Source organism: Mesorhizobium sp. M1396, from assembly GCF_040317725.1.
Lineage (GTDB): Bacteria > Pseudomonadota > Alphaproteobacteria > Rhizobiales > Rhizobiaceae > Mesorhizobium.
On sequence record NZ_JAMYLA010000007.1, the window covers coordinates 1 to 20,780 of the forward strand.

The 20,780-nt window shown below is 62.7% G+C and carries 21 protein-coding genes and 2 tRNA genes; 8 read left to right on the plus strand and 15 right to left on the minus strand.

Annotated elements, in window-relative coordinates; all coding sequences use genetic code 11:
• Positions 1–142: 142 nt before the first annotated feature.
• Positions 143–1,807 carry an ABC transporter substrate-binding protein gene (locus tag NKH02_RS05960; protein WP_352877135.1) on the minus strand — a complete coding sequence of 555 codons (1,665 nt, stop codon included), beginning with the start codon at positions 1,805–1,807 and terminating at the stop codon, positions 143–145.
• Positions 1,808–2,091: 284 nt separating this feature from the next.
• Between NKH02_RS05960 and NKH02_RS05965 the strand changes: the two genes are divergently transcribed.
• The 6 genes from NKH02_RS05965 (at position 2,092) to NKH02_RS05990 (ending at position 6,247) form a co-directional block, all read left to right on the plus strand.
• Positions 2,092–3,150: an ABC transporter ATP-binding protein gene (locus NKH02_RS05965; RefSeq protein ID WP_352870585.1), complete on the plus strand. Its 1,059-nt coding sequence runs from the start codon at positions 2,092–2,094 to the stop codon at positions 3,148–3,150.
• Between the two features lie 27 nt (positions 3,151–3,177).
• Positions 3,178–3,630, plus strand: a complete 453-nt coding sequence (locus NKH02_RS05970; RefSeq protein ID WP_352870586.1) for an RbsD/FucU family protein — start codon at positions 3,178–3,180, stop codon at positions 3,628–3,630.
• A gap of 4 nt (positions 3,631–3,634) precedes the next feature.
• Positions 3,635–4,564 (plus strand): ribokinase, encoded by a 930-nt coding sequence (rbsK, locus tag NKH02_RS05975; RefSeq protein ID WP_352877138.1) that lies wholly within the window; start codon positions 3,635–3,637, stop codon positions 4,562–4,564.
• A 107-nt stretch (positions 4,565–4,671) separates the two neighbouring features.
• Positions 4,672–5,178 carry a hypothetical protein gene (locus NKH02_RS05980; protein WP_352877141.1) on the plus strand — a complete coding sequence of 169 codons (507 nt, stop codon included), beginning with the start codon at positions 4,672–4,674 and terminating at the stop codon, positions 5,176–5,178.
• A 374-nt stretch (positions 5,179–5,552) separates the two neighbouring features.
• Positions 5,553–5,804 (plus strand): type II toxin-antitoxin system Phd/YefM family antitoxin, encoded by a 252-nt coding sequence (locus tag NKH02_RS05985; RefSeq protein WP_352877144.1) that lies wholly within the window; start codon positions 5,553–5,555, stop codon positions 5,802–5,804.
• A gap of 2 nt (positions 5,805–5,806) precedes the next feature.
• Positions 5,807–6,247 carry a PIN domain-containing protein gene (locus tag NKH02_RS05990; protein WP_352877146.1) on the plus strand — a complete coding sequence of 147 codons (441 nt, stop codon included), beginning with the start codon at positions 5,807–5,809 and terminating at the stop codon, positions 6,245–6,247.
• Between the two features lie 76 nt (positions 6,248–6,323).
• Here the strand turns inward: NKH02_RS05990 and NKH02_RS05995 are convergent.
• A tRNA-Val gene (locus NKH02_RS05995) sits at positions 6,324–6,399 on the minus strand.
• 217 nt (positions 6,400–6,616) lie between these two features.
• Here NKH02_RS05995 and NKH02_RS06000 point away from each other — a divergent pair.
• Positions 6,617–6,693, plus strand: a tRNA-Asp gene (locus NKH02_RS06000).
• Positions 6,694–6,825: 132 nt separating this feature from the next.
• Here the strand turns inward: NKH02_RS06000 and NKH02_RS06005 are convergent.
• The 5 genes from NKH02_RS06005 to NKH02_RS06025 form a co-directional block, all read right to left on the minus strand.
• Positions 6,826–7,596 (minus strand): SDR family NAD(P)-dependent oxidoreductase, encoded by a 771-nt coding sequence (locus NKH02_RS06005; RefSeq protein WP_352877149.1) that lies wholly within the window; start codon positions 7,594–7,596, stop codon positions 6,826–6,828.
• A gap of 13 nt (positions 7,597–7,609) precedes the next feature.
• The gene (locus NKH02_RS06010; protein WP_352870591.1) at positions 7,610–8,605 is read right to left on the minus strand and encodes an ABC transporter permease; all 996 of its coding nucleotides are present in this window, start codon (positions 8,603–8,605) and stop codon (positions 7,610–7,612) included.
• Positions 8,606–8,754: 149 nt separating this feature from the next.
• The gene (locus NKH02_RS06015; RefSeq protein WP_352877152.1) at positions 8,755–9,795 is read right to left on the minus strand and encodes a sugar ABC transporter substrate-binding protein; all 1,041 of its coding nucleotides are present in this window, start codon (positions 9,793–9,795) and stop codon (positions 8,755–8,757) included.
• A 41-nt stretch (positions 9,796–9,836) separates the two neighbouring features.
• Entirely contained in the window at positions 9,837–10,601 is a 765-nt protein-coding gene (locus tag NKH02_RS06020; RefSeq protein WP_352877153.1) for an ATP-binding cassette domain-containing protein, read from the minus strand.
• A complete protein-coding gene (locus NKH02_RS06025; protein ID WP_352877156.1) occupies positions 10,598–11,764 on the minus strand; it encodes an ROK family transcriptional regulator in 1,167 nt (388 codons plus the stop codon). The genes NKH02_RS06020 and NKH02_RS06025 overlap by 4 nt, the downstream gene beginning before the upstream one ends.
• A 192-nt stretch (positions 11,765–11,956) precedes the next feature.
• On the opposite strand from NKH02_RS06025, the gene NKH02_RS06030 reads away from it, so the two are divergent.
• Positions 11,957–13,135: a M24 family metallopeptidase gene (locus tag NKH02_RS06030; RefSeq protein WP_352877157.1), complete on the plus strand. Its 1,179-nt coding sequence runs from the start codon at positions 11,957–11,959 to the stop codon at positions 13,133–13,135.
• Positions 13,136–13,210: 75 nt separating this feature from the next.
• Here NKH02_RS06030 and NKH02_RS06035 read toward each other — a convergent pair whose 3' ends face one another.
• The 8 genes from NKH02_RS06035 to NKH02_RS06070 all read right to left on the minus strand — a co-directional run bounded on the left by NKH02_RS06035 (position 13,211) and on the right by NKH02_RS06070 (position 20,746).
• Positions 13,211–13,966 carry an ABC transporter permease gene (locus tag NKH02_RS06035; RefSeq protein WP_352870596.1) on the minus strand — a complete coding sequence of 252 codons (756 nt, stop codon included), beginning with the start codon at positions 13,964–13,966 and terminating at the stop codon, positions 13,211–13,213.
• Positions 13,963–14,736: an ABC transporter ATP-binding protein gene (locus NKH02_RS06040; protein ID WP_352870597.1), complete on the minus strand. Its 774-nt coding sequence runs from the start codon at positions 14,734–14,736 to the stop codon at positions 13,963–13,965. The genes NKH02_RS06035 and NKH02_RS06040 overlap by 4 nt, the downstream gene beginning before the upstream one ends.
• On the minus strand, positions 14,736–15,785 hold the full coding sequence (locus NKH02_RS06045) for an ABC transporter substrate-binding protein (RefSeq protein ID WP_352877158.1): 1,050 nt from the start codon (positions 15,783–15,785) through the stop codon (positions 14,736–14,738). Before NKH02_RS06045 ends, NKH02_RS06040 begins: the two co-directional genes overlap by 1 nt.
• Positions 15,786–15,851: 66 nt before the next feature.
• Positions 15,852–16,289 carry a VOC family protein gene (locus NKH02_RS06050; protein ID WP_352877160.1) on the minus strand — a complete coding sequence of 146 codons (438 nt, stop codon included), beginning with the start codon at positions 16,287–16,289 and terminating at the stop codon, positions 15,852–15,854.
• Positions 16,290–16,291: 2 nt separating this feature from the next.
• Positions 16,292–17,035 carry a FadR/GntR family transcriptional regulator gene (locus tag NKH02_RS06055; RefSeq protein ID WP_352877162.1) on the minus strand — a complete coding sequence of 248 codons (744 nt, stop codon included), beginning with the start codon at positions 17,033–17,035 and terminating at the stop codon, positions 16,292–16,294.
• Positions 17,032–18,471 carry an FAD-binding oxidoreductase gene (locus NKH02_RS06060; protein WP_352877164.1) on the minus strand — a complete coding sequence of 480 codons (1,440 nt, stop codon included), beginning with the start codon at positions 18,469–18,471 and terminating at the stop codon, positions 17,032–17,034. The genes NKH02_RS06055 and NKH02_RS06060 overlap by 4 nt, the downstream gene beginning before the upstream one ends.
• A gap of 362 nt (positions 18,472–18,833) precedes the next feature.
• Entirely contained in the window at positions 18,834–20,138 is a 1,305-nt protein-coding gene (locus NKH02_RS06065; RefSeq protein WP_352877166.1) for a peptidoglycan DD-metalloendopeptidase family protein, read from the minus strand.
• Between the two features lie 140 nt (positions 20,139–20,278).
• The gene (locus NKH02_RS06070) at positions 20,279–20,746 is read right to left on the minus strand and encodes a peroxiredoxin (RefSeq protein ID WP_352873386.1); all 468 of its coding nucleotides are present in this window, start codon (positions 20,744–20,746) and stop codon (positions 20,279–20,281) included.
• Positions 20,747–20,780 lie beyond the last annotated feature (34 nt).

The window sequence follows — 20,780 nt, forward strand, 5'->3', positions numbered from 1 at the left end:
TCGGCCGCGGTTGCCCGCCGCACGTTGTTTGGGGGGCGCTGCGCGGCCCCAAAATTCGCGCCGGTCTTGCTCGCCCCTCCGGGCCCGTTGGCCGTATTCCGGGGGCCGGGGGCCGCCCCCCCCCCACGGTTCATAGGCCAGCCTACATGCCGAGCGAAGCCTTGTAGAGCTTGACCTGGTTGTCGCGGCCGATCTGGTCGGTCAGCTTCTCCCAGGCCGCCGCAATGGCGTCTGCGCCTTCCTGCGCCTTCATCTTGCCGGCGAAGGTGTTGGCCAGAATGTCCTCGGCGGCGCTGTAGTACTGGAAGATGCCGGGGATGCGTGGCTCGATCGCCGCGTTCGGATGGTTGTAGCTGTCGGATTCCGACTTGAGATACGAGGTGATGAAGGCCTCGTCGTAGCCGGCGGCAACCCATTCCGGAATGTCGAAATGCGAGTTGCGGTAGGGTTGGAAGCCCGACGGATACATCGCCGTCCAGATTGACAGGTCCTTGCCGCCGAGATGGGCGGCGGCGGACCATGCCGCCTTCTTCTTCTTCTCGTCGCTGTCGACGCGGGCCATGACATAGACGCCCCAGCCGAGATAGGCGCAGTTCGGCGCATAGTTCGGGCCGCTGGCGAGCTTGTCCCATTTGCCTGTCTTGGAGTTGTAGACATCGTCCGAGCCCGGCAGGATCGAGAAGCCGGTGACATCGCCGACGACCGAGGAGTCGTTGGTCTTGACGTTTGAGCCGACGTCGCCCCACCAGGTGACCATCGAGCCGGTGCCGGCCAGGAACTGCTGGAAGGCAGTCGTGTTCGGATCGGCGTTGATCTGGTCTGCGGGTTCGGACGGCAGCGCGTCGATGACGTCCTGGATGGCGCGCACCCAGGCCGGATTGTTGACGCGCGGCTTCATCGTGTCGGCGTCGAACAGCCAGGCCTTGTCGTCCGGATGCTTGGCATAGGCGCTAGCGCGGCTGCCGAGGAAATAGAAGCCGAAACCGCCCCACGCCTTGGGCGCGTCGAGATAGCCAAAGACGTCCTGGTCCTTGAGCTTCTTGCCCTTGAGGAACTTCGTCACCGCCTGCACCTGCTGCCAGGTCTTCGGCACGCCCCACTCGCCTTCACCGCCGCCATCCTTCCAGGCCTTGGCGAGGTCGGCATCGGCGAACACGTCGGTGCGGTAGTTGAAATTGTGCGCGTCGCCGTCGACGGTCACGCGATATTGCTTGCCGTCCCAGGTGCCGACCGGCGGCTGCAGATAGGCCACGACGTCCTTCATGTCGATCTGGTCCTTGACCCAATCCGGCATTTCCGACGTCAGACCCTTGCCGCAGACATCGCCTTCGAACGGTGCGCCCATCTCGATGATGTCGAAATCGACGGTGCCGGTGGCGATCGACTGCTGCAGGCGGGCGTTGTAATCGGCCTGCGCCAGGTCGATCCAGTTGATCTTGGCGCCGGTATAGGTCTCCCATGGCTTCAGGAAGCCGCGGAACAGAACATTGTGCAGGTTCTGGTTGTTGAGACCCATGAAGGTCAGCTCGACGCCGGCGAATTCGCCTTCCTTGACGTTGGCCTTGGTGGCCTCGAGGCAGAGCTCACCGACCTTCTGGAAATCAGCATCCGTCGGCTGGCCTTTGCCGACGCCGGGAATCTGCAGGATTTTGGAGCGAAGTTCGCTTGCGGCGGAAGCCGGGCGCGTCAAGGCGCCAAGCCCGGCGCCCGATGCGGCTGCAATCGCGGCCATGCTGGCCGCACCCTTCAATATGTCGCGCCTTGTGGCGCCGGCACGAACCAGTTTCTCGTAAAGATCCGTTCTCATTGCCTGTTCCTCCCAGAATTCAGTGTGAATAAGTGACCAACTGTCGGACGCTGGAGCGCCAACGATGCTCCCGGTTCGGAAACGAATTAGCAGGACCCCACCCTGCGTTGATTGAAGTTCCGATTGCGGATCGGGTACCGACATTTTGACCAGCGCCTGCCACTATTCTCGCAACCAAACGCCGTGTCAACGAGAACGGGTTTACCTGTATCAGACTGACTTGCCCTGACCGGTCGCGTTGGTTAGCTTCTGCGCCTACGGTTAATGGAACCGACGGGGGAGATATGGCGCAAGTCGCGATCAGCAAGGTGGCCAAGGCATTCGGAACCGTCAAGGTTCTGCACGAAGTCAGCGTCGACATATCGGACGGACAGTTCGTGGTGCTGGTTGGCCCTTCGGGTTGCGGCAAGTCCACGCTGCTCAGGATGGTGGCCGGGCTGGAAACCGTCTCCGCCGGCACGATCGCCATCGGCGACCGTATCGTCAATCATCTGCCGCCGGCCAAGCGCGACATCGCCATGGTGTTCCAGAACTATGCGCTCTATCCACACAAGACGGTTGAGCAGAACATGGCCTTTGCGCTCAAGCTGCGGAAAACCGATCCGGCCGTGGTCGCCGAGCGGGTCAAGCGCGCCGCCGACATCCTCGACCTCAATCCCTATCTGAAGCGCTATCCCCGCCAGCTTTCCGGCGGCCAGCGCCAGCGCGTGGCGATGGGCCGCGCCATCGTGCGCAATCCGCAGGTGTTCCTGTTCGACGAGCCGCTCTCCAATCTCGACGCCAAGCTGCGCGTGCAGATGCGCACCGAGATCAAGGAACTGCACCAGCGGCTGAAGACCACCACCATCTACGTCACCCACGACCAGATCGAGGCCATGACCATGGCCGACAAGATCGTCGTCATGCGCGACGGTCGCATCGAGCAGGTCGGCGCGCCGCTGGAACTGTTCGACCGGCCGGCCAATCTGTTTGTCGCCGGCTTCATCGGTTCGCCTTCGATGAACCTGCTCAAGGGCGTCATGCGCAAGGGCGCCAAGCCGGGTGTCGACATCGCGGGTACGCTGTTCCCGGTTGCATCGGACAATGCCGCACAGGACGGCCAGGCCATCGTCTATGGCGTGCGGCCGGAGCATCTCGAAATTCATCCCGATGGCGTGCCGGCGAAGATTTCGGTGGTTGAGCCGACCGGCTCGGAAACGCTGGTCTTCCTGCGCTTCGGCGAAGGCGAGATGGTGGCGCTGTTTCGCGAGCGCCACGACTTCAAGCCGGGCGACACGCTCACCCTGAAGCCGCGGCTCGACCAGGTCCACCTTTTCGACGCCGAGACCGGCAAGCGTCTCTGATCTCAACCGGACTTCACGAGGAATATCATGCTCAAAGGCATCAACCCGCTGCTCAATGCCGACGTGCTGCAGGCATTGCGGGCAATGGGCCATGGCGATGATTTGATCATCGCCGACACCAATTTTCCGTCCGATTCGGTGGCGCGCCAGACCGCGCTCGGCCGCCTGCTGCGCATCGATGCGTCGGCCGCCGAGGTTGCAAAGGCGGTGCTGTCGCTCTACCCGCTGGACACGTTCGTCGACGACTCGGCCGCGCGCATGGAAATCGTCGGCAAGCCGGATGAGATTCCGCCCGTGCAGAAGGAAGTGCAGAAGGAAGTCGACGCGGCCGAGGGCAAGTCGTGGCCGATGATAGCGGTCGAGCGCTATGCCTTCTACGAGCGCGCCAAACAAGCCTATTGCGTCATCCAGACCGGCGAGCGCCGCTTCTATGGCTGCTTCGCCTTCCGCAAGGGCGTCGTTCCGCCGGATGCGGAGTAGCGGCATGGCTTCGGGCAAGCCGGTCGTCATATTGGGCGTCTTCGTCGCCGACACCGCCTACAGGGCACAACGGCAGCCGCGCATGGGGGAAACCCTCCTCGGTACATCCTTCACGCTGGGTCCGGGCGGCAAGGGCTCGAATCAGGCGGTCGCCGCCGGCAAGCTTGGCGCCGACGTCACCTTCCTCACCCGCCTCGGCGTCGACCCCTTCGCCGACATGGCCAGGCAGACCTGGGCGCGGGCGGGCGTCAAGAATGCCGTCATCGACACGCCGGAAAGCTATACCGGTGCCGCCTACATCTTCGTCGAGGAGACGACCGGCAACAACGCCATCATCGTCAGCCCCGGTGCCGCCATGCTGATCTCGCCGGCCGATATCGAAGCCAATGCCGGGTTGATCGGCGGTGCCGGCGTCTTTGTCACCCAGCTCGAACAGCCGATCGAAGCAGCCATGCGGGCGCTGGAGATCGCGCGTGGGGCAGGGGTGACGACGATCCTCAACCCGGCCCCGGCGGCAAAGCTTCCCGACCGCATCTACACGCTCTGCGACTATCTCACGCCCAACGAGACCGAGACGGAGGAACTGACCGGGATGAAGGTCTCCTCGGTCGATGAGGCGCGCCGCGCCGCGGACAGTCTGCTTGAAAAGGGCGTCGGCACGGTCATCGTCACACTGGGTGACAAGGGCGCGCTTTTGCACTCGAAGGACCGCTCCGACCATGTTCCCGCCATCAGTGCCGGCCCAGTGGTCGAAACCACAGGGGCGGGCGATGCCTTCAATGGCGGGCTGGCCGCGGCCCTTTCGCGAGGCGTGGAGCCGTTGCAAGCCGTGCGCTTTGCTTGCGCGGTCGCCGGAATTTCAGTGACGCGACCAGGAACCGCGCCGTCGATGCCGACGCTGCAGGAGGTCGAAGCGCTGCTGGCGAGGGGGTAGGATCAAGACCCAGATGGATCCCCTGTCGCTCGTTGTTATAGTTTAGAGGTTTCTGGCGCTTTGCAATCTGACGGTATGTCGAAGAAACGGCTGAGCAGGAGACAAGCATGTTTGGGCGAAATCGCCGTCTTGCAACGGAACACACTATTTCAGCCGTTCGCCCGTTTGTCGGAATATTCCAGAATCTGAACGGTATTCCAGCGGGCTTCTGGCGCGATGAGTATGTTCTCGGCTTTCTTGGGTTTATGATTAGCTTTCACGCTAACTACACGTCCGGTCGACAGCTGTCACGGGAGGATAAGGGTCATCTGCTCAACGACGTCTTTACTGCATTGTCGAACATGAACGGACAAGCAATCAGTGAAGAATACGTTCGCTTGGCCACGCTCGCCCACAAGGATTCTGATTTTGAGGAAGGCGCAGACAATGCCGCCATATGCGCATTTGCCTCGATAGGCAAAATGAATGAACAAGGCAGACCACTGTATGAGAAGGCAAAAGAAGTAGCAGCGGCACAAGATAAACCGAATGACCTAGGTACCATAGTGGGCGTTCTAATGCACAAGCTCTTTTATGAGCGGTTGGCAGAGCGATTCAACTCCGGAGCAAGCTAAGATTGCGAACCCTGAGAACGCTGGGATTTCTCGAAGAGTCAAACCCAGATCCGAAAGGATCTGAGTTACCTCTTGCAACAAGACATTTTTGACAATCAACGTCGACATTTATCCGACCAAGAGCTTGTATCCCTTCAGAGAAATGGCGCGAGTGACGGCGATCGAACCCGCGACCTCCGGCGCGATGGGCCGGCACTCCAGTACGTCCCCGCTTACAAGCCGAGGAACCGGAAGCCGGATAAGGTTTCCAAAAATGCGGATGCTGAATTGGGGTGCAGGGATTGCCGAAGGTCAGTCGCTGGGGGAGCGCCTGTTGCCAATGAGGCGTTTTGCGACTAAATATGACCAACGGTAGTCATATGGAGCAACCTACAATGAAGGAAATCCAACTGAAGGATGCAAAGGCGACCCTGTCCGCCGTAGTTGATCAGGCGGTTTCCGGCGAGCCCTCCGTCATTACCCGACACGGTCGCAAGGAAGCCGTCGTCTTGGCTTTCGAGGAGTATGAGAGGCTTTCCAAGGTACCAACCTTTGGCGAACTCCTCGACGCGTTCCCTGGTGGGCCCGAGGACATTCCCGAACGCACTCGCAGACCCGCGCGCGCGTTGCGTGAGGGCGATTTCTGACCGTGTATTTGATGGATACCAACATCGTGTCGGCAACATCGCCGATCGCGAGGGCCGAAGTCGGCCCTATGGTTTTTTCGGCATGGTTGCGTCGGGACAGCGAACGCCTGTTTCTCTCAGCCGTCACCATTGCCGAGATCGAGGCGGGCATTACACGCGCCGACCGCATCGGAGCCACTACGAAGGCCGCGCGGCTGCATCGTTGGCTGGCTTCCGTCGAACACCTCTATGCGGGCCGCATCCTTGCCTTTGGCATAGAGGAAGCGCGCCACGCCGGAGCGATCATCGACCGGGCGCGGGCGCATGATCCTGGGTTCGAGGATATCGCCATCGCCGCCACGGCAGCGGCGCACGGCTTTACGGTCCTGACCGCAAACGAGCGGCATTTCACGCCTTTGGGAGTGCCGTTTCTCAATCCCTTGAAGGGGCTTCCACCCAGTTGAGGTCGCCACACTGTTCGTTACGCTCTCAATCGGTAGCGGATTCAAAGCTGACACTGGTCTAAGTTATTGAAAAATATGGTGGGCGATGACGGGCTCGAACCGCCGACATCTTCGGTGTAAACGAAGCGCTCTACCAACTGAGCTAATCGCCCGCTCCGGGCCGGACCTTTAAGCGGTCGGGACCGGCTTCGCAAGGCTAAATGAACAGGCAACGCCCTGTTCGCAGGCCGTATTTGCGAACAAAATGCCGGCTGTCAAAAAACCTTCTCCAGTTTGTTGTTATGATGGTTTGGTGCGCTTGACACCCGGTGGCGAACCCCTTATCCAGCGCCCCAACGACGAACACGGCTGACACGTGCTCGTCAATGCGCGGGTGTAGCTCAGTTGGTTAGAGTGCCGGCCTGTCACGCCGGAGGTCGCGGGTTCGAGCCCCGTCACTCGCGCCATTTCTCCTAAGGGTATCAAATCCCTTGCATCGGAGAAATGTAGACGTTGAATGTCAAAAATTTCTTGTTGCAAAAGCAACTCAGATCCCTCGGAATCTGAGTTCTATCTGCTGGTCAACACGCCATAAGAGATCACGGCGGCAAGAGCCGAAAATCATTGCCTTCCGGTAGCAGCTGCCCGCCGTCGACGATGATGGTCGTGCCGGTGATGTAGCTGGCATCGTCGGAGGCGAGGAACAGGAAGGCGTTGGCCACGTCGCGCGGGCTGCCGAGGCGGCCGAGCGGGATGGAGTCCTCCATGTTCTTGATATAGGCGGCGCCACGATGCAGCTCGATCGCCTCGGTCAGGATGTTGCCGGGCTCGACGCCGTTGACGGTGATGCCGTAGCCGGAAAATTCCAGCGCCGCCGCACGAATGAAGCCGTTGATGCCGGCCTTGCTGGCCGAGTAATGGCCATGGCCCGGGCTGGTGACGTGCGGGCCGGTGATGGACGAGGTGTAGAGCATGCGGCCAAAGCCTTGCGCCTTCATCGGCACCAGGGCCGCGCGGCTGGCATTGAAGGTGCCGCGCAGATTGACCGCCATGACACGGTCCCAGTCGTCGGCGCTGGTGTTTTCGATCAGCTGCCAGGGATAGATGCCGGCGTTCTGCACGATGATGTCGAGGCGGCCATGGCGCTTTAGCGCTAGCGCCACGGCGGCCTCGGCGTCGCTCATTTGCGAGATGTCGGTGCGGATGAAGGGGACGCCGAGCTCGTCCGCGGTCGCTTGCCCCGCCTTGACCTCGGTGTCGGCGAGCACCAGCCTCGCGCCTTCCTCGGCAAAGCGCAGGGCGATGCCCTTGCCGATGCCGCGGGCGCTGCCGATGATCAGCGCCACCTTGTCTTGCAACCGATTGGTCATGCGAGCCGTCCTGTCATGCGAGTCTTTGGCGGATGGTTTGCTTGAAAGCGTCGAGCAGCACGGCGGCCAGCACCAGCAGGCCATGGATGACCTGGGTGAAATTGGCCGGCAGGCCCATCAGGTTGATCGCCGTGTTGATGGCCGAGAGCAAAAGCACGCCGGCATAGACGCCGGGCAGGGTGCCGACGCCGCCTTTCAGGCTGACGCCGCCGATGACGACGGCGGCGAAGGCGTTGAACAGCAGGCCGACGCCGAGATTGGCGGTGGCGCCCGAGGTGCGGATCGCCAGCAGCCAGCCGGCAAGGCCGGCGATGGCGCCGGCGAGTACGAAGGCGATGACGAGATTGCGGTTGACGCGGATGCCGGCACGGAAGGTTGCGGTCTCGTTGCCGCCGATCATCACGAGATGCCGACCAAACGGCGTCTTGGCCATGATCAGCGAAAAGACGACGAAACAGGCGACCGCGATCCAGGCGGTCAGCGGCAGGCCGATCAGGCGCTGGATGCCGAACCAGCGGATGGCCGGCGCAAGATCCTGTGCCGAGCGGCCGCCCGAAATCACCAGCACGAGGCCGCGCACCCAGATGTAGGACGCCAGCGTGATGATGAAGGCGCTCATCTTCACCTTGACCACCAGGTAGCCGTTGAAGGCGCCGATGATGCCGCCGACGGCCAGCGCAACGAACAGCGAAACCGGAACCATCAGCCATTCCGGATGCAATTTCACGCCCATGCCGATGCCCGACGAGCAGAACAGGATGCCGACCGCCATGGCGCTGAGCGCTGCCACGGATTCGACCGACAGGTCCATGTGACCGGCGATGATGACCAGCGCCAGGCCGATCGACATGACGCCGAGCACGCTGGAAGCCTCGATGATGTTGGCGAAGATGCCGAGCTGGAAATAGTTCGGAACAAAGATGGAAAAGACCACCAGCACGAACAGCAGCATGAACCAGACGAGGTTGTCGAGAACGAACTCCAGGGCTTTGCGTGTGCGCGGGTTCATGGGCTGATCCGGTTGGCGCATGCCCCGCGAAATCAATTCGATTTCGTCTGGTCCAGGCGCGGATTCAAATTCGCCACGGCGTCCTTTCGGACGCGGCGTTGTGAAAGGGCAGGCTCCGGGCCGCCACGGCCCGGAGCGCTTTCGGATGACTAGTCGACCGACTTGACGGTGTCCGTCGGCGGCTTCTGGTTGCCCCAGAAGGCCGGGTTGTCGACGTTCTCCTTGGTGATGGCGGCACCAGGGATCTTGATGTTCGGGCCCCAGGCTTCCTTGGTCACGGTCGATTTCAGGCCAAGCACCTCATACTCGCCGGGCTTGATCTCTTCCTTCTTGGCGATCTTGTCCATGAACATGGCGACGGCCGCGGCCTGCGCGTAGAGCGGCTGCTCGACTTCGACGTTGAGCCAGCCCTTGCGGATCAGGTCGAGGCCGACCGGAGCGCCGTTCGAGCTCATCAGCATGACGTCGCCCGGCTTCTTGCCGGCGGCCTCGAGCGAGGCGACGGCAGCGACCGAAAGGTGCGCGGCATGGCTGAAGATCAGGTCGATGTCGGGGTTCGCCAGCATCTGGTCGGCAACGATGGTGCCGGCATTGCTGGCTTCCCACTGCATGGCCGGAAGCGAGATGATCTTGACGTCCGGAAACGCCTTCATCTTCTCTTCAAAGCCCTTCTGGATGTCGAGCGTGTAGGGGTCACCGGGGTCACCGAGCACCTGCAGTATCTTGCCCTTCACCGAGCCGTTCTTGGCTTTCAGCAGCTTCTCGGCCTGCTCGGCGGCGACGTAGCCGATCTCGACCGTTCCGGCGACAGAGGTGAAGTCGGACGGTGTCGACGTGATCTGGCGGTCGAACTCGACCACCGGGATGCCGGCTGCGCGGGCGGCCTCGATGGACGGTTTCAGCGCATTGAAGTCGACCGCCGCCAGGATGATGGCCGCCGGTTTCAGCGCGATGACGTCGTTCATCTGCGATTGCTGGGCGTCGGTCTTGTTGTCGGCGTTCAGCGTCTTCATCTCGTAGCCGGTCTGCTTCAGGAACAGCTCCAGCGCGCTCACCGAGCCGGTCTGGAACTCGTCCAGCAGGGTCGGCACCATATAGTAGACGATACCCTTGGACTGGGCGAATGCCGGCGTGAGCGTGGCAAAGGCCAGTGCAAGGATACCGAAGACAGCAACAAGTATTCGCTTCATGTCGTTCGCTCCTCTTTTACGCCGGACCCCTCTTTTGTCCCTCAGCCTGTCGGTCCGGCACCGGCAAGCGTCTCTCCGGTGATCATGTTGATCACCGCATCGGGACTTGTTTTGTTGCGTGCGACATCACCCGCCACGACGCCTTGCCGGATCACCACGATCCGGTCGGCGACCTGGAAGGCCTGCTGCATGATATGAGTGATGATGACGACGCCGATGCCCTGGTTCGCCACCTGGCGGATCATGTCGAGACCGCGCCGCGTCTGTTCGACGCCAAGCGCTGCGAACGGTTCATCGAGCAGCACCAGCTTGCCGCCCCAGTGCACGAACCGGTTGAGCTCGATGGCTTGCCGCTGGCCGCCCGAAAGGTGCTCGACATTGGTGCGCAGCGAGGGAATATGGGTGCCGGCACTGGCCAGCGCTTTTCCGACGACGGCTTCCATGGCGCGCTCGTCGAGCACCGGAATGCCAAGAACCTTCCTGGTGATCTCGCGGCCCATGAAGAAATTGGCGACCACGTCGACATTGGTGCACAGCGACAGGTCCTGGTAGACGGTCTCGATGCCCGCCGCCTTGGCCTCGGCGGGCGACCGGGCAAGGAACTCCTTGCCCTCGAACAGCATGCGGCCCGAGGTCGGCTCCAGTCCGCCGGCGATGATCTTGACCAGCGTCGATTTGCCGGCGCCGTTGTCGCCCAGCAGCGCCACGACCTCGCCCTTGCCGATCGAAAAGCTGATCCCCTTGAGCGCTTCGATCGCGCCATAATTCTTGGTGACGTTGTCGAGCACCAGCAAGGGTTCGTTCATGCCGCAATCTCCCTGCCTTTGATAAGGTCGCGCTCGCGTTCGCGTTCGGCAGCAAACATCTGCCCGAAGCGCGGTGACAGCACCCCAGAAACCGCAAGGGCGGCGGCGCCGCGCAACACCGAATGTTGCCCGCCGCGCGCGACGAGGATTCGAGGCGTCGTGCGGTCCTTGCGTGCGGAAACGGAATTATGCAGGCCGGCAGCCGAACCGGCCAGCATTTCGAGCAGATCGATGGACGCCAGCCCGCCAAGGATGACCGTTTCGGGGTCGAACAGGTTCTCGATGACAGCGACGGCATTGTGAAAGATCGGTGCGACTTCGGCCACCCATTCGGCCTCGCTGCCGTTCCAGCGCCGGAGCGCCTCGAGCGAGAGGTATCTTTCGAGACAACCGCTGTTGCCGCACGGGCAGGCCTCGCCACCGGGAACGACGGGAATGTGCCCGATCTCGCCGGCATTGCCCCAGGCGCCGCGCAACGCGGAGCCGTCATGAACCATGACGCCGCCAAGGCCGACGCCGAAATAGAGATAGTAATATTCGGAAAACTGCGCGCCGAGGCCGTAGAGGCGCTCGCCCATGGCCGCGGCCGCCATGTCGGTTTCAAAGAAGGCCGGCAGCCCGGTGGAAGCCGCCAGCCGCTCACCCAGCGCCACATCCTTCCAGCCGGTCATGGTGGTCGGACCGACAAAACTCATGGATTCGACATCGAACGGGCCGGGTAGGGCCATGCCGACGCCGAGAACCCGTCCTCCAGCCCGCAGTCCGGTCAATTCATTCACCATCGCCGCGATGAGGTCGAAGGCGTGGTCCGGCGTCGCGTTCGGCGCCTCGCGGTAAGTGCTCTCGATCACGTCGCCGCTCAGGTTGATCAAGGCGGCACTGATGCCGAGCGGGGTGATGTGAGTGCCGACGGCGTAGCCGCCCTCGGGGTTGATCCGTAGGGTCGCCGGTGGCAGGCCGCGCCCCTTCGGTTCTTCGCGCAGCGACAGGATGTAGCCCTGTTCTTCCAGTTCGCGAACGATGGTGGACACCGTCTGGACGGTGAGGCCGACGCCCCGGGCGATCTCGCCGCGAGCGATCGGCCCGTGCAGGCGGATCGACTCAAGCACGATGCGCCGGTTGTACGGCCGCCCGAACTCCTGATTGGTCCCCCGCAGTGCCATGATTTGCGCCCTTAGGAGGTGGTAGCTTCGCACTGCTTATTTATTCAGTCAAATGGAATTCAAAAATAAATGGAAACGTAACCCGGTTCAGGACCTGCTCACGCGCCACGCTGGCCGATTGCCGCCATGTCGAAAGCGTCTCAAAGGTGAGCCAACCCCGCGACCTCTGATCCGACAAAGCATGGAGCAAGGATGATCGAATTGCCGTTTGCCCGCGAAGAGTACCAACAGCGGCTTCGCAAGATCCGCACCGAGATGGCCAGGCGCGGTCTCGAGCTCCTTGTTGTCAACGACGTTGCCAACCAGCATTACATCACCGGCTATGATGGCTGGTCATTCTACACGCCCCAGGTCGTGCTCGTTCCAATCGAGGAGCTTGAGCCGGTCTGGATCGGGCGCGCCATGGATGCGGCCGGCGGTCTTCTGACAGCCTGGATGAAGCCCGAGAATGTGGTTGGCTTCCCGGAGGATCATGTTCAGCGTGCCGATCGCCATCCGATGGACTGGATCGCGAACTGGATCGTGGCGAACGGCTGGGGGAACCGCGCTATCGGCATCGAACTCGAAGCCTACTATTTCTCCCCGAAAGCACATGCCCGGCTTGTCGCCGGACTTCCCAATGCGAAATGGCAAGATGCCGATCTGTTGGTGAACTGGATCCGCGCGGTCAAATCGCCGCCCGAGATCGCCTATTTGCGCAAGGCATCGACTTTGGCCGAAGCGGCGGTCACGCGGGCCTTCGAGGTGATCGCGCCGGGAGTTCGCGAATGCGATGCCATCGCCGCCATCCAGGCGGCGCAGATCGCCGGCAGTCCGGACTTCGCGGGTGACATCACCGCGCTGCCGCCGACAATTCTCGGTGGCGAGAATGCTTCCGCGCCGCACATCATGTGGAGCGACAGGCGGTTTGGCGAAAACGAGACGATTGCCCTGGAACTTGCCGGTGTCTGCCGCCGCTATGCCGCCGGACTGGCAAGAACCCTGCAGCTCGGCAAAACGCCGACAAATGTCTCGGATACGGCCAAAGCGGTGATCGAGGGCATGGATGCGGTGCTCGACGCGGTCAGGCCGGGAACATCAGCCGAAGCCGTCGAGGGCGCCTGGCGCAAGGTCATCCAGCGCCATGGACTGAAGAAGGAGTCGCGCATCGGCTATTCCATCGGCGTCGCATATCCGCCGGATTGGGGCGAACACACGATCAGCCTCAGGCCGGGCGACAAGACCGTGCTCGAATCAGGCAACGTCGTTCATTCCATCCTTGGCATGTGGATGGATGGCTGGGGCATCGAGATCAGCGAGACCATCCTGGTCACCGAAACCGGCAATGAGACGCTGACCAAGTTCCCGCGGGAGATCCACGTCAAATCCTGAGGATGAGGCTACGGCAGGCGGTTTGCCTGCGCACGGCGCCGTAGAGCACGGATCGGCAAAAAACAGCTCGCCGGCTCAGTATTTGATGACCCGGCGCTCAACCATCACCACGGCACAAAACAGCGCGATCGACAGGCACGATGACAAAACGATCGCCGCGTAAAGCCGGTCCGACTGGTAGTTGAAGCTCGCCTGGATAATCAGCGCGCCGAGGCCCTTGTCCGAGCCGATCCATTCACCGACGATGGCGCCGATGACCGCCGTCGCCGAGGCGATCCTGAGTGAGGAGAACAGCATCGGCAGCGCACGCGGCAGGCGCAGGTCCCAAAATATCTCCCAGCGTGTCGCCGACAGCACCCGAAATAGCTCGTGCTCGTTATCGCTGGCCGAATCCAGGCCACGGATCATGTTCACCAGCGTCGGAAAGAAACAGATCACCGCCGCGATGACGATCTTCGGCGTCATGCCGAGCCCGAAGATCAGGATGATGATCGGCGACAGCGCCAGGATCGGAATGGTGTTGAAGAACAGCACGATCGGAAAATAGGCTGCCTGAAGGATGCGGTTGTGCACGAACACGACAGCCAGCAGGACGGCAGCCAGATTGCCGATGACGAAGCCGGCCAGCGCCTCGATCAGCGTCGGCCTGAGATTGTCGATGAGCAACGCGAAATTCTTCTGGAAGACGCCTGATATCGCCGTCGGCGTCGGCACGATATAGGCCGGCACGCCGAGAAGCGGCAGCAGATACTGCCAGGTGACAAGCAGCGACGCCGCGCCGAGAACGGGCAGGGCGATTGCCAACTGCGGAGACAGCGGCGCCGGCCTCACGACGCGCGCTCCAGCGCGGTGCGCAGGTCGGCCATGGCGGCGACGATTGACGGGTCCTCACGCGAGCAGCGGTTGCCCTCCTGCTTGAGCGGCCGCATGTCCAGGTCTTTGACCAGTCGCCCCGGATTGGCGGCCAGAACGATGACCCGCTCACCGAGATAGGCGGCTTCGGCGATCGAATGGGTAACGAACAGGATCGTCGTGCCCGTGCGCCGCCACAAAGCAAGCAGCTCGTCGTTGAGGCGGTCGCGGGTGATCTCGTCGAGTGCCCCGAACGGTTCGTCCATCAGCAGCAGTTTTGGTTGTCCAAGCAATGCTCGGGCGATCGCCACGCGCTGGCGCTGGCCGCCGGAAAGCTGGTGCGGCAGGCGCTCACCGAAGCCGGCAAGCCCCATCAGATCGAGCAATTCGTCACTGCGGTCCTCGATTTTGCGGGTCAGGCTGCCTTGCCCGACGCCAAGCGGCAGACGCACATTGTCGCGCACCGTGCGCCAGGGCAGCAAGGTCGAGTCCTGGAAGACGAAGCCGACATCGCGGCGCGACCGGACAGCATGAGGCGTGTCGCCGAGCACGCTGATCGTGCCGCCGAGCGGATCGAGCAGGTCGGCAACCACCCGGAGCAAGGTCGACTTGCCGCAGCCGGAAGGCCCAAGGATCGACAGGAAGGATCCGGTCTCGACGCTGAGGTCGAGGCCGGAGAGCACTTTGACGGCCGCCTGGCGGCCGTCATAGCCGACATCCAGCCTGCTGGCTTCGATCGCGCTCGCCATCAGGCGGCGGGTGCGTCGAGCTTCGGCCGCTCGGTGGCCGAAAGTTCGAGGATCTTGGTGGTGTGGACGTCGGCGGTGGCTGGCCGGCCGTTCGGATACTGCCCAACCTTGTCCAGCAGTGCCAATTGCTCCTCGATCGATGCCGGGTCGAACGTCCCCCAGCCATCCTTGGCGGTTGCCGCATCGAAGGAGAGTTTCAGCACGAGGTTGATGGTCTTCTCTTCCCAGCCGAGGTCCATTTCGGGATAGGCGGCGACCATTTTCTTCACGGCGTCCTGCGGGTTGGCGTGCACCCAGCCCCAGCCCTTGGCGACGGCGCCGATGAATTTCGCCAGCGTGTCCGGATCCTTTTCGATTGCGGCGTCGGTGGCGAAGTAGACGTCCGCGTAGGAATTCAGGCCGAGATCGCGCACCAGAAGGTCGATGCGGTCATCGCCGACGACGCTCAATGCCTGCGTGTTGGTGATCCAACCGCCGATCGCATCGACATCGCCACGCACCAGCGGCCCTTTGTCGAAGCCGACATTGACGACGGTGACGTCGGACGGGCTCATGCCGTTCTTGGCCAGGATCTCGTCGATGACGAAACGCGCGGTCGGTTGGATGCCGATCTTCTTGCCCTTGAGGTCGGCGATGCCGCGGATCGGATTTGCCGCCTTCGAGGTGAAGGCGTAAGGGCCGGTGCGGAAGCCGCAAGCGATGATCTTGACCGGTACGCCGCTGGCGCGAGCCGCGAAAAGCTGCGGCGTTTCGGAGAATTGGCCGAGCTGTGCCGCACCCGAGATCACCGGCGGCACGGTCGAGGCGTTGGGGCCGCCAGGACTGAATTCCACGTCGAGCCCGGCGTCCTTGAAGTAGCCGTTGGCAACGGCGGCAATGTCGCCGATCTGGCCGTTGGACATCAGCCAGTCATACTGGATGACGACCTTTCCGGCCGCCTTCGCGCCGGGGGTCAGCACCAGTTGCATCCCGGCCGATGCGGCGGCCGCGGCCGCCAGGCCGGATTTCATGAAGCTGCGGCGGTTCACGTTGTAATTGTTCCCACTCATTTTTCGCTCCTGTTGCAAGACTTGTCTGTCTCTTCCTTGCGCGCCGTTCCCTTGGCGCGGTGTCGTCTACGGCTGTTCGTCGTGGTAGTCGCCGGGGCCGCCGTCGAGCCAGGCGTAGAGTTCCCAGAGCGTGTCGTCCGGGTCGGTGAAATAGGCGCAGCGCGCGTTCCAGACATAGTTCTCGGGCAGGCCCTGGAAGGGCACACCCTTGGCGGTCAGCTCGGAATACAGGCGGTCGATCTCGCCGGGTGCGTCGAGCTTGATCGCTACGCAGACCTTGTGCGCGTGGCGCGGCGAACGCAGCTTCGAGACGCCGGTATGCTGGCTGATATGGTCGATTTCCCAGGCGGCAAGCGTCACGCCCTCGCCATGGAAGTCGGCAAAACCTTCGGCGCGCCGGCGCAGGCGGAAGCCGAGCTTGTCGACATAGAAGGCAACCGTTCGCTCGATGTCCTCGACAAGCAGACATACGTCCGAAATCCGGTATGCGGTCCCGAGCGACATGGCTATTTCCCTCCGTCGGCGCGCTGGCCACGCGACGTCGGCAGCCTGACGCCGACACGGTTGGCGGCGCCGATGATATGCGCGCGCATCGCCGCCTCGGCTTCTGCCGGGTCGCCGGCGACCAGCGCCTCATAGATGCGCACATGCTCGCCGACATTGACTTCCACCAGGTCGTGCAACGGGTTGGTTTGTCGTGCGTAATAGATCGAGCGGCGGATCTGTTCGCAGACGAAGGAAATGAAGGTGTGGATGTAGCTGTTGCCTGTCGCCCGGGCGATTTCGCGATGAAACAGAAGATCGGCGTCGATGCTGCCGTCTTCCCAGCGCTCTTCGCCGCTCATGCGGTCGAGCGCAGCCTTGATGGCGTCGAGATGCTCCTGGTCGCGCCGCTCGGCGGCAAGCGCTGCCGACTCGGCCTCGAGGATGCAGCGCAGCTCGAAGAGCCGCTCCATATTCTGCCCTTCCTTCAGCGTCTCGCGGTCGATGCGGATTGTCGCCCGCTGCTCCGGTGCCAACACGAAGGAGCCGATGCCTTGTCGCGCTTCCACCATGCCATCGGCGCGCAATTGCGCGATCGCCTCGCGCACCACGTTTCGGCTGACGCCGAATTTCTCCGAGAGCTGCTGTTCTGTCGGCAGCAAACTGCCCGGATTGAGGTCGCCTGACTCGATCTCGCGGCTGAGGAACGCCGCGACCCGGTGCGGCAATGCCTCGACAGTGCCGATGGCAGCCAGTCGTTGTTTCATGACAAGGTCTCCGTCGCGGGAAAGAGGCAGCCGGGGTTCATCAGCCCATTAGGGTCGATGGCATTCTTTAGCGCGCTGACGAGCCGACGGTGGACGGGAGACATTCCCGTCCAGTAGACGCGCTGGCGAGTGCGGCCGATGCCGTGCTCGGCGCTGATCGAGCCGCCAAGGGCATTGATGACCTCGTACAGCCCGGCCGTGATGTCGGCGCCCCTGGCACGCGCGTCGGGCTCGGCAAGGCCAAGCGGCGGCAGCACGTTGAAATGGACGTTGCCGTCGCCGGCATGGCCGTAGGCCTGGGAAACCCAGCCCGGATGCTCCCGCGTAACAAACCGCCGGGCATCGGCGATCAGCGTGGGAATATCGGAGATACGCACCGAAAGATCGGTGCGTACGTGATAGCCACGCTTGGCTTGCCCCTCGACCAGCCCTTCGCGAATCGCCCAGAAAGCCCTGGCCTGTGCGCTGCTCTCGGCCAGGACGGCATCGGCGACGAGTTGGTTTTCCATTGCGCCGGCCAGGAAATCGACCAGCAGCGTGCGCAGGTCGACGGCTGTGCTCGACGACAGTTCGATCAGCACATGAACGGGGGCGGCGACCGGGGCGACGACGGTCGGGTCGACCAGATGCGCAAGCTCCACGCATTCCGATCCGATGATCTCGAAGGCGGATATCAGGTCCGAGCATCCGCGCCGGGCCTGCCGGAACAGCGCGATGGCCGCTTCGAACGAGGGAAGGCCCAGATAAGCCGTCTCGATGCGGCCGGGTTTCGGAAACAGCTTGACCTCGACACCGGTGATGATGCCCAGCGTTCCTTCGCTGCCGATGAAAAGCTGCTTCAGGTCGTAGCCGCGATTGTCCTTGCGCAGGCCGGAAAAGCCGCTCCACAGTTCGCCGTCCGGCAGCACCACTTCCAGACCGATAATGAGGTCACGGGTCATTCCGTAGCGCAGTACGTTGACGCCACCGGCATTGCTCGCCGCGTTGCCGCCGATCTGGCAGCTTCCCTGGGCGCCGAGCGCTAGCGGAAACACGCAATCTCGATCTTCGGCGGCATCCTTGATGTGCTGCAGGATGCAGCCGCCATCAGCCTGCAGGATGAAATTGTCGGCGTCGACGAGGCGGATCCTGTTCAACCGCTCCAGGCTGATGACCGCCGCGCCTCGGCTCGTGCCGATATCGATTGCGCCGGCGACAAGCCCGGTGTTGCCGCCTTGCGGAATCATCGCCAGCCCGAGCGTGCCGCACAGCTGGACAGTGGCCTGAACCTCGGCGACCGAGGCCGGCTTCAGCACGGCAAGGGCGCCGCCATGATGATCGCCGGACCAGTCCCCGAGATACTTTTCCATGCCAGCGGCATCGGCGGCCACGCCGCTCTGTCCCAGGACGCGCTCCAGTGCTGCGAGAATGTCGGGCGAGATGCCGTGGATGGTCATTGTCGGGCCGGCTTTGTTGCAGGTGTGTATGCTTATTCATATCATCCTACAACTTAAATGCTGTCAACGGGCAAGCCGGGTGCCAATGGCTCTATGGCGCAGAAAAGCCGACAGCTGTCCGAGCCATCCCTTGTGCACTACACAGCGGATATGGATACGATCCATGCCTTGCTGCTGTTCGCTGCGGTTATCGCAATCATCTATCTGGCCGGCAGATGGAACACGTCGGATGCCGACCGCTCTACGGGCTTCGACAATCTGCGTCCGCCCCGCAAGGGGAAAGCCCGAACGGCGACACGGATCCGAAAAAGGATGAGGCAGCGCGGGATGGTGGCCGCCGGTCAACTCCCGGCCTGCATTCTTCAGAGGTACTGTGCGACCTTCCTGCCGACCGTGAGGAAGCGCAAGGGATCGATCGCTTCGCCATTGTGGCGGACTTCATAATGCAGATGCGGGCCGGTCGAGCGGCCGCTGCTGCCGGTCTTGCCGATGACGGCGCCGGCGTCCAGTTTCTCGCCAACGGTCACGTCGATCTCGCTGAGATGCCCGTAGCGCGTCGCAAAACCATTGCCATGGTCGACTTCAATCATGCGGCCGTAGCCGCCGTTCCAGCCGGCCTTGGTGACGATACCGGGAGCCGTGACCTTGGCGGCCATGCCGATCGGCGCCCTGAAATCCATGCCGGAATGGAGCGCCGCGGTACCGAGAAGGGGGTCGGTGCGCACCCCGAACGGGCTGGTGACGGAGTGGCCCGGCGCCGGGTTGGTGAGCGGCAGCCGACGCGCTTCCTTCTTGAGGTGGTCGAGCGTGTCAAGCGCCTCGTCCAACTCCTTGACCTTGCTGTCGAACATCATCGAGGAGTCGAGCGGGATCAGCGGTCCGCCGACATCGCTATCCCACTTGCCGAAATCGCTGTCGACCGGCAGTCCTGCTGCTTGAAGCGCCTGGGTAATCGCGTCGGCGCTCTTGTAGGCGTTGTCGGCAAGCGTGCTGATACGGGTCAGTTGGTCGTTCTCGATGGATTTCAGCGACTGGTTGATCGAGATGAAGAGCTTGTCGGCGCGATCCGCGGCTGAATCGTTGGGCAGCGGATCGGAGCGGGTCGACCATAGCGAAAACGGCCTGGTGTCGCCGGCGCCGAGGTCGGCGCCAAGGCTGGCGACCGCATAGTTCCGCGCGGGTTCCTTGATGCTACCGGTCACTTCGGCGCGTTTGTCCGGCTTCGAAACCGCTGCCGGATCCTCGGCCGGCGCGGCGCCAACTTCGTTCTCGGCGCGTTCGAGCAGCGGACCAAGGCGACCGTGGCGCTGGCTCAGCTGGCTCTGGCGTTCCAGCAGTTCGCTGACCTTGGTTTCCATCAATTGCTGGTCGAGCAACTGGCGGCTGGTGATGCGGTCGACCTGGGCGCGAAGCGCCGAAATGCGATCTTCATAGGCTTGCTGCATGCGTGCCTGCCGCGCCGTGGTGGCGCCGATCAAATCGTCACGCAGCACGAGATAGGAGGTCGCCAGGAGGTACCCGATGGCGATGGCGGCCAGCGCCGAGCCGATAAAGGCCGCGAGCCAGGGTCGGATGGTGAAGTGCCTGATCTCGTTGCCCCGGGCGATGATGACCGTATGGGGCTCCTTGCGCCTGCCGAAGACTGCTGACTGACCGGTTGCGTTCACGGGACCAAGCTTTCGGTTACGACACCACGACAGCTTGACTACACATTATTAAGGTTAACAAAGGCTTGTGGTGCACCGGCTCTGCGGCGACGCTCGTCAGGCGAGCATAGGGAAGGCACGAACAGCCGTGCCGGCAATCCTCAAAGCGCACGAACGGCTTCGAGCACTTCCTCGGCGTGGCCCTTGACGCGGACCTTGCGCCAGATCCTGGCGATCCGCCCGTCGCGTCCGATCAGGAACGTCGCGCGCTCGACGCCCATGTATTTGCGGCCATACATCGATTTCTCGACCCACAGATGGTAGGCCTCGATCACCTTGCGCTCCTCGTCGGCGGCAAGGTCGATGGTCAGATTGTATTTCGACTTGAACTTGTCGTGCTTCCCGGCGGTGTCGGGCGACAGGCCGATCACCACGGCGCCCGCCTTCTCGAAGTCCGGCTTCAGCCGCGAAAAGCTGATCGCCTCTTGGGTGCAGCTTGTTGTGTCGTCCTGCGGATAGAAATAGAGGACAATGGGCTTGCCGGAGAATGCGGCAAGGCTGAGCGATCCGCCGCCGTCGCGCGGCAGATCGAATTGCGGCGCAAGATCGCCTACGTCGAGGTCAGCCATACCGATGCCCTTGTTTGAGGTTACGCGCGAAGCC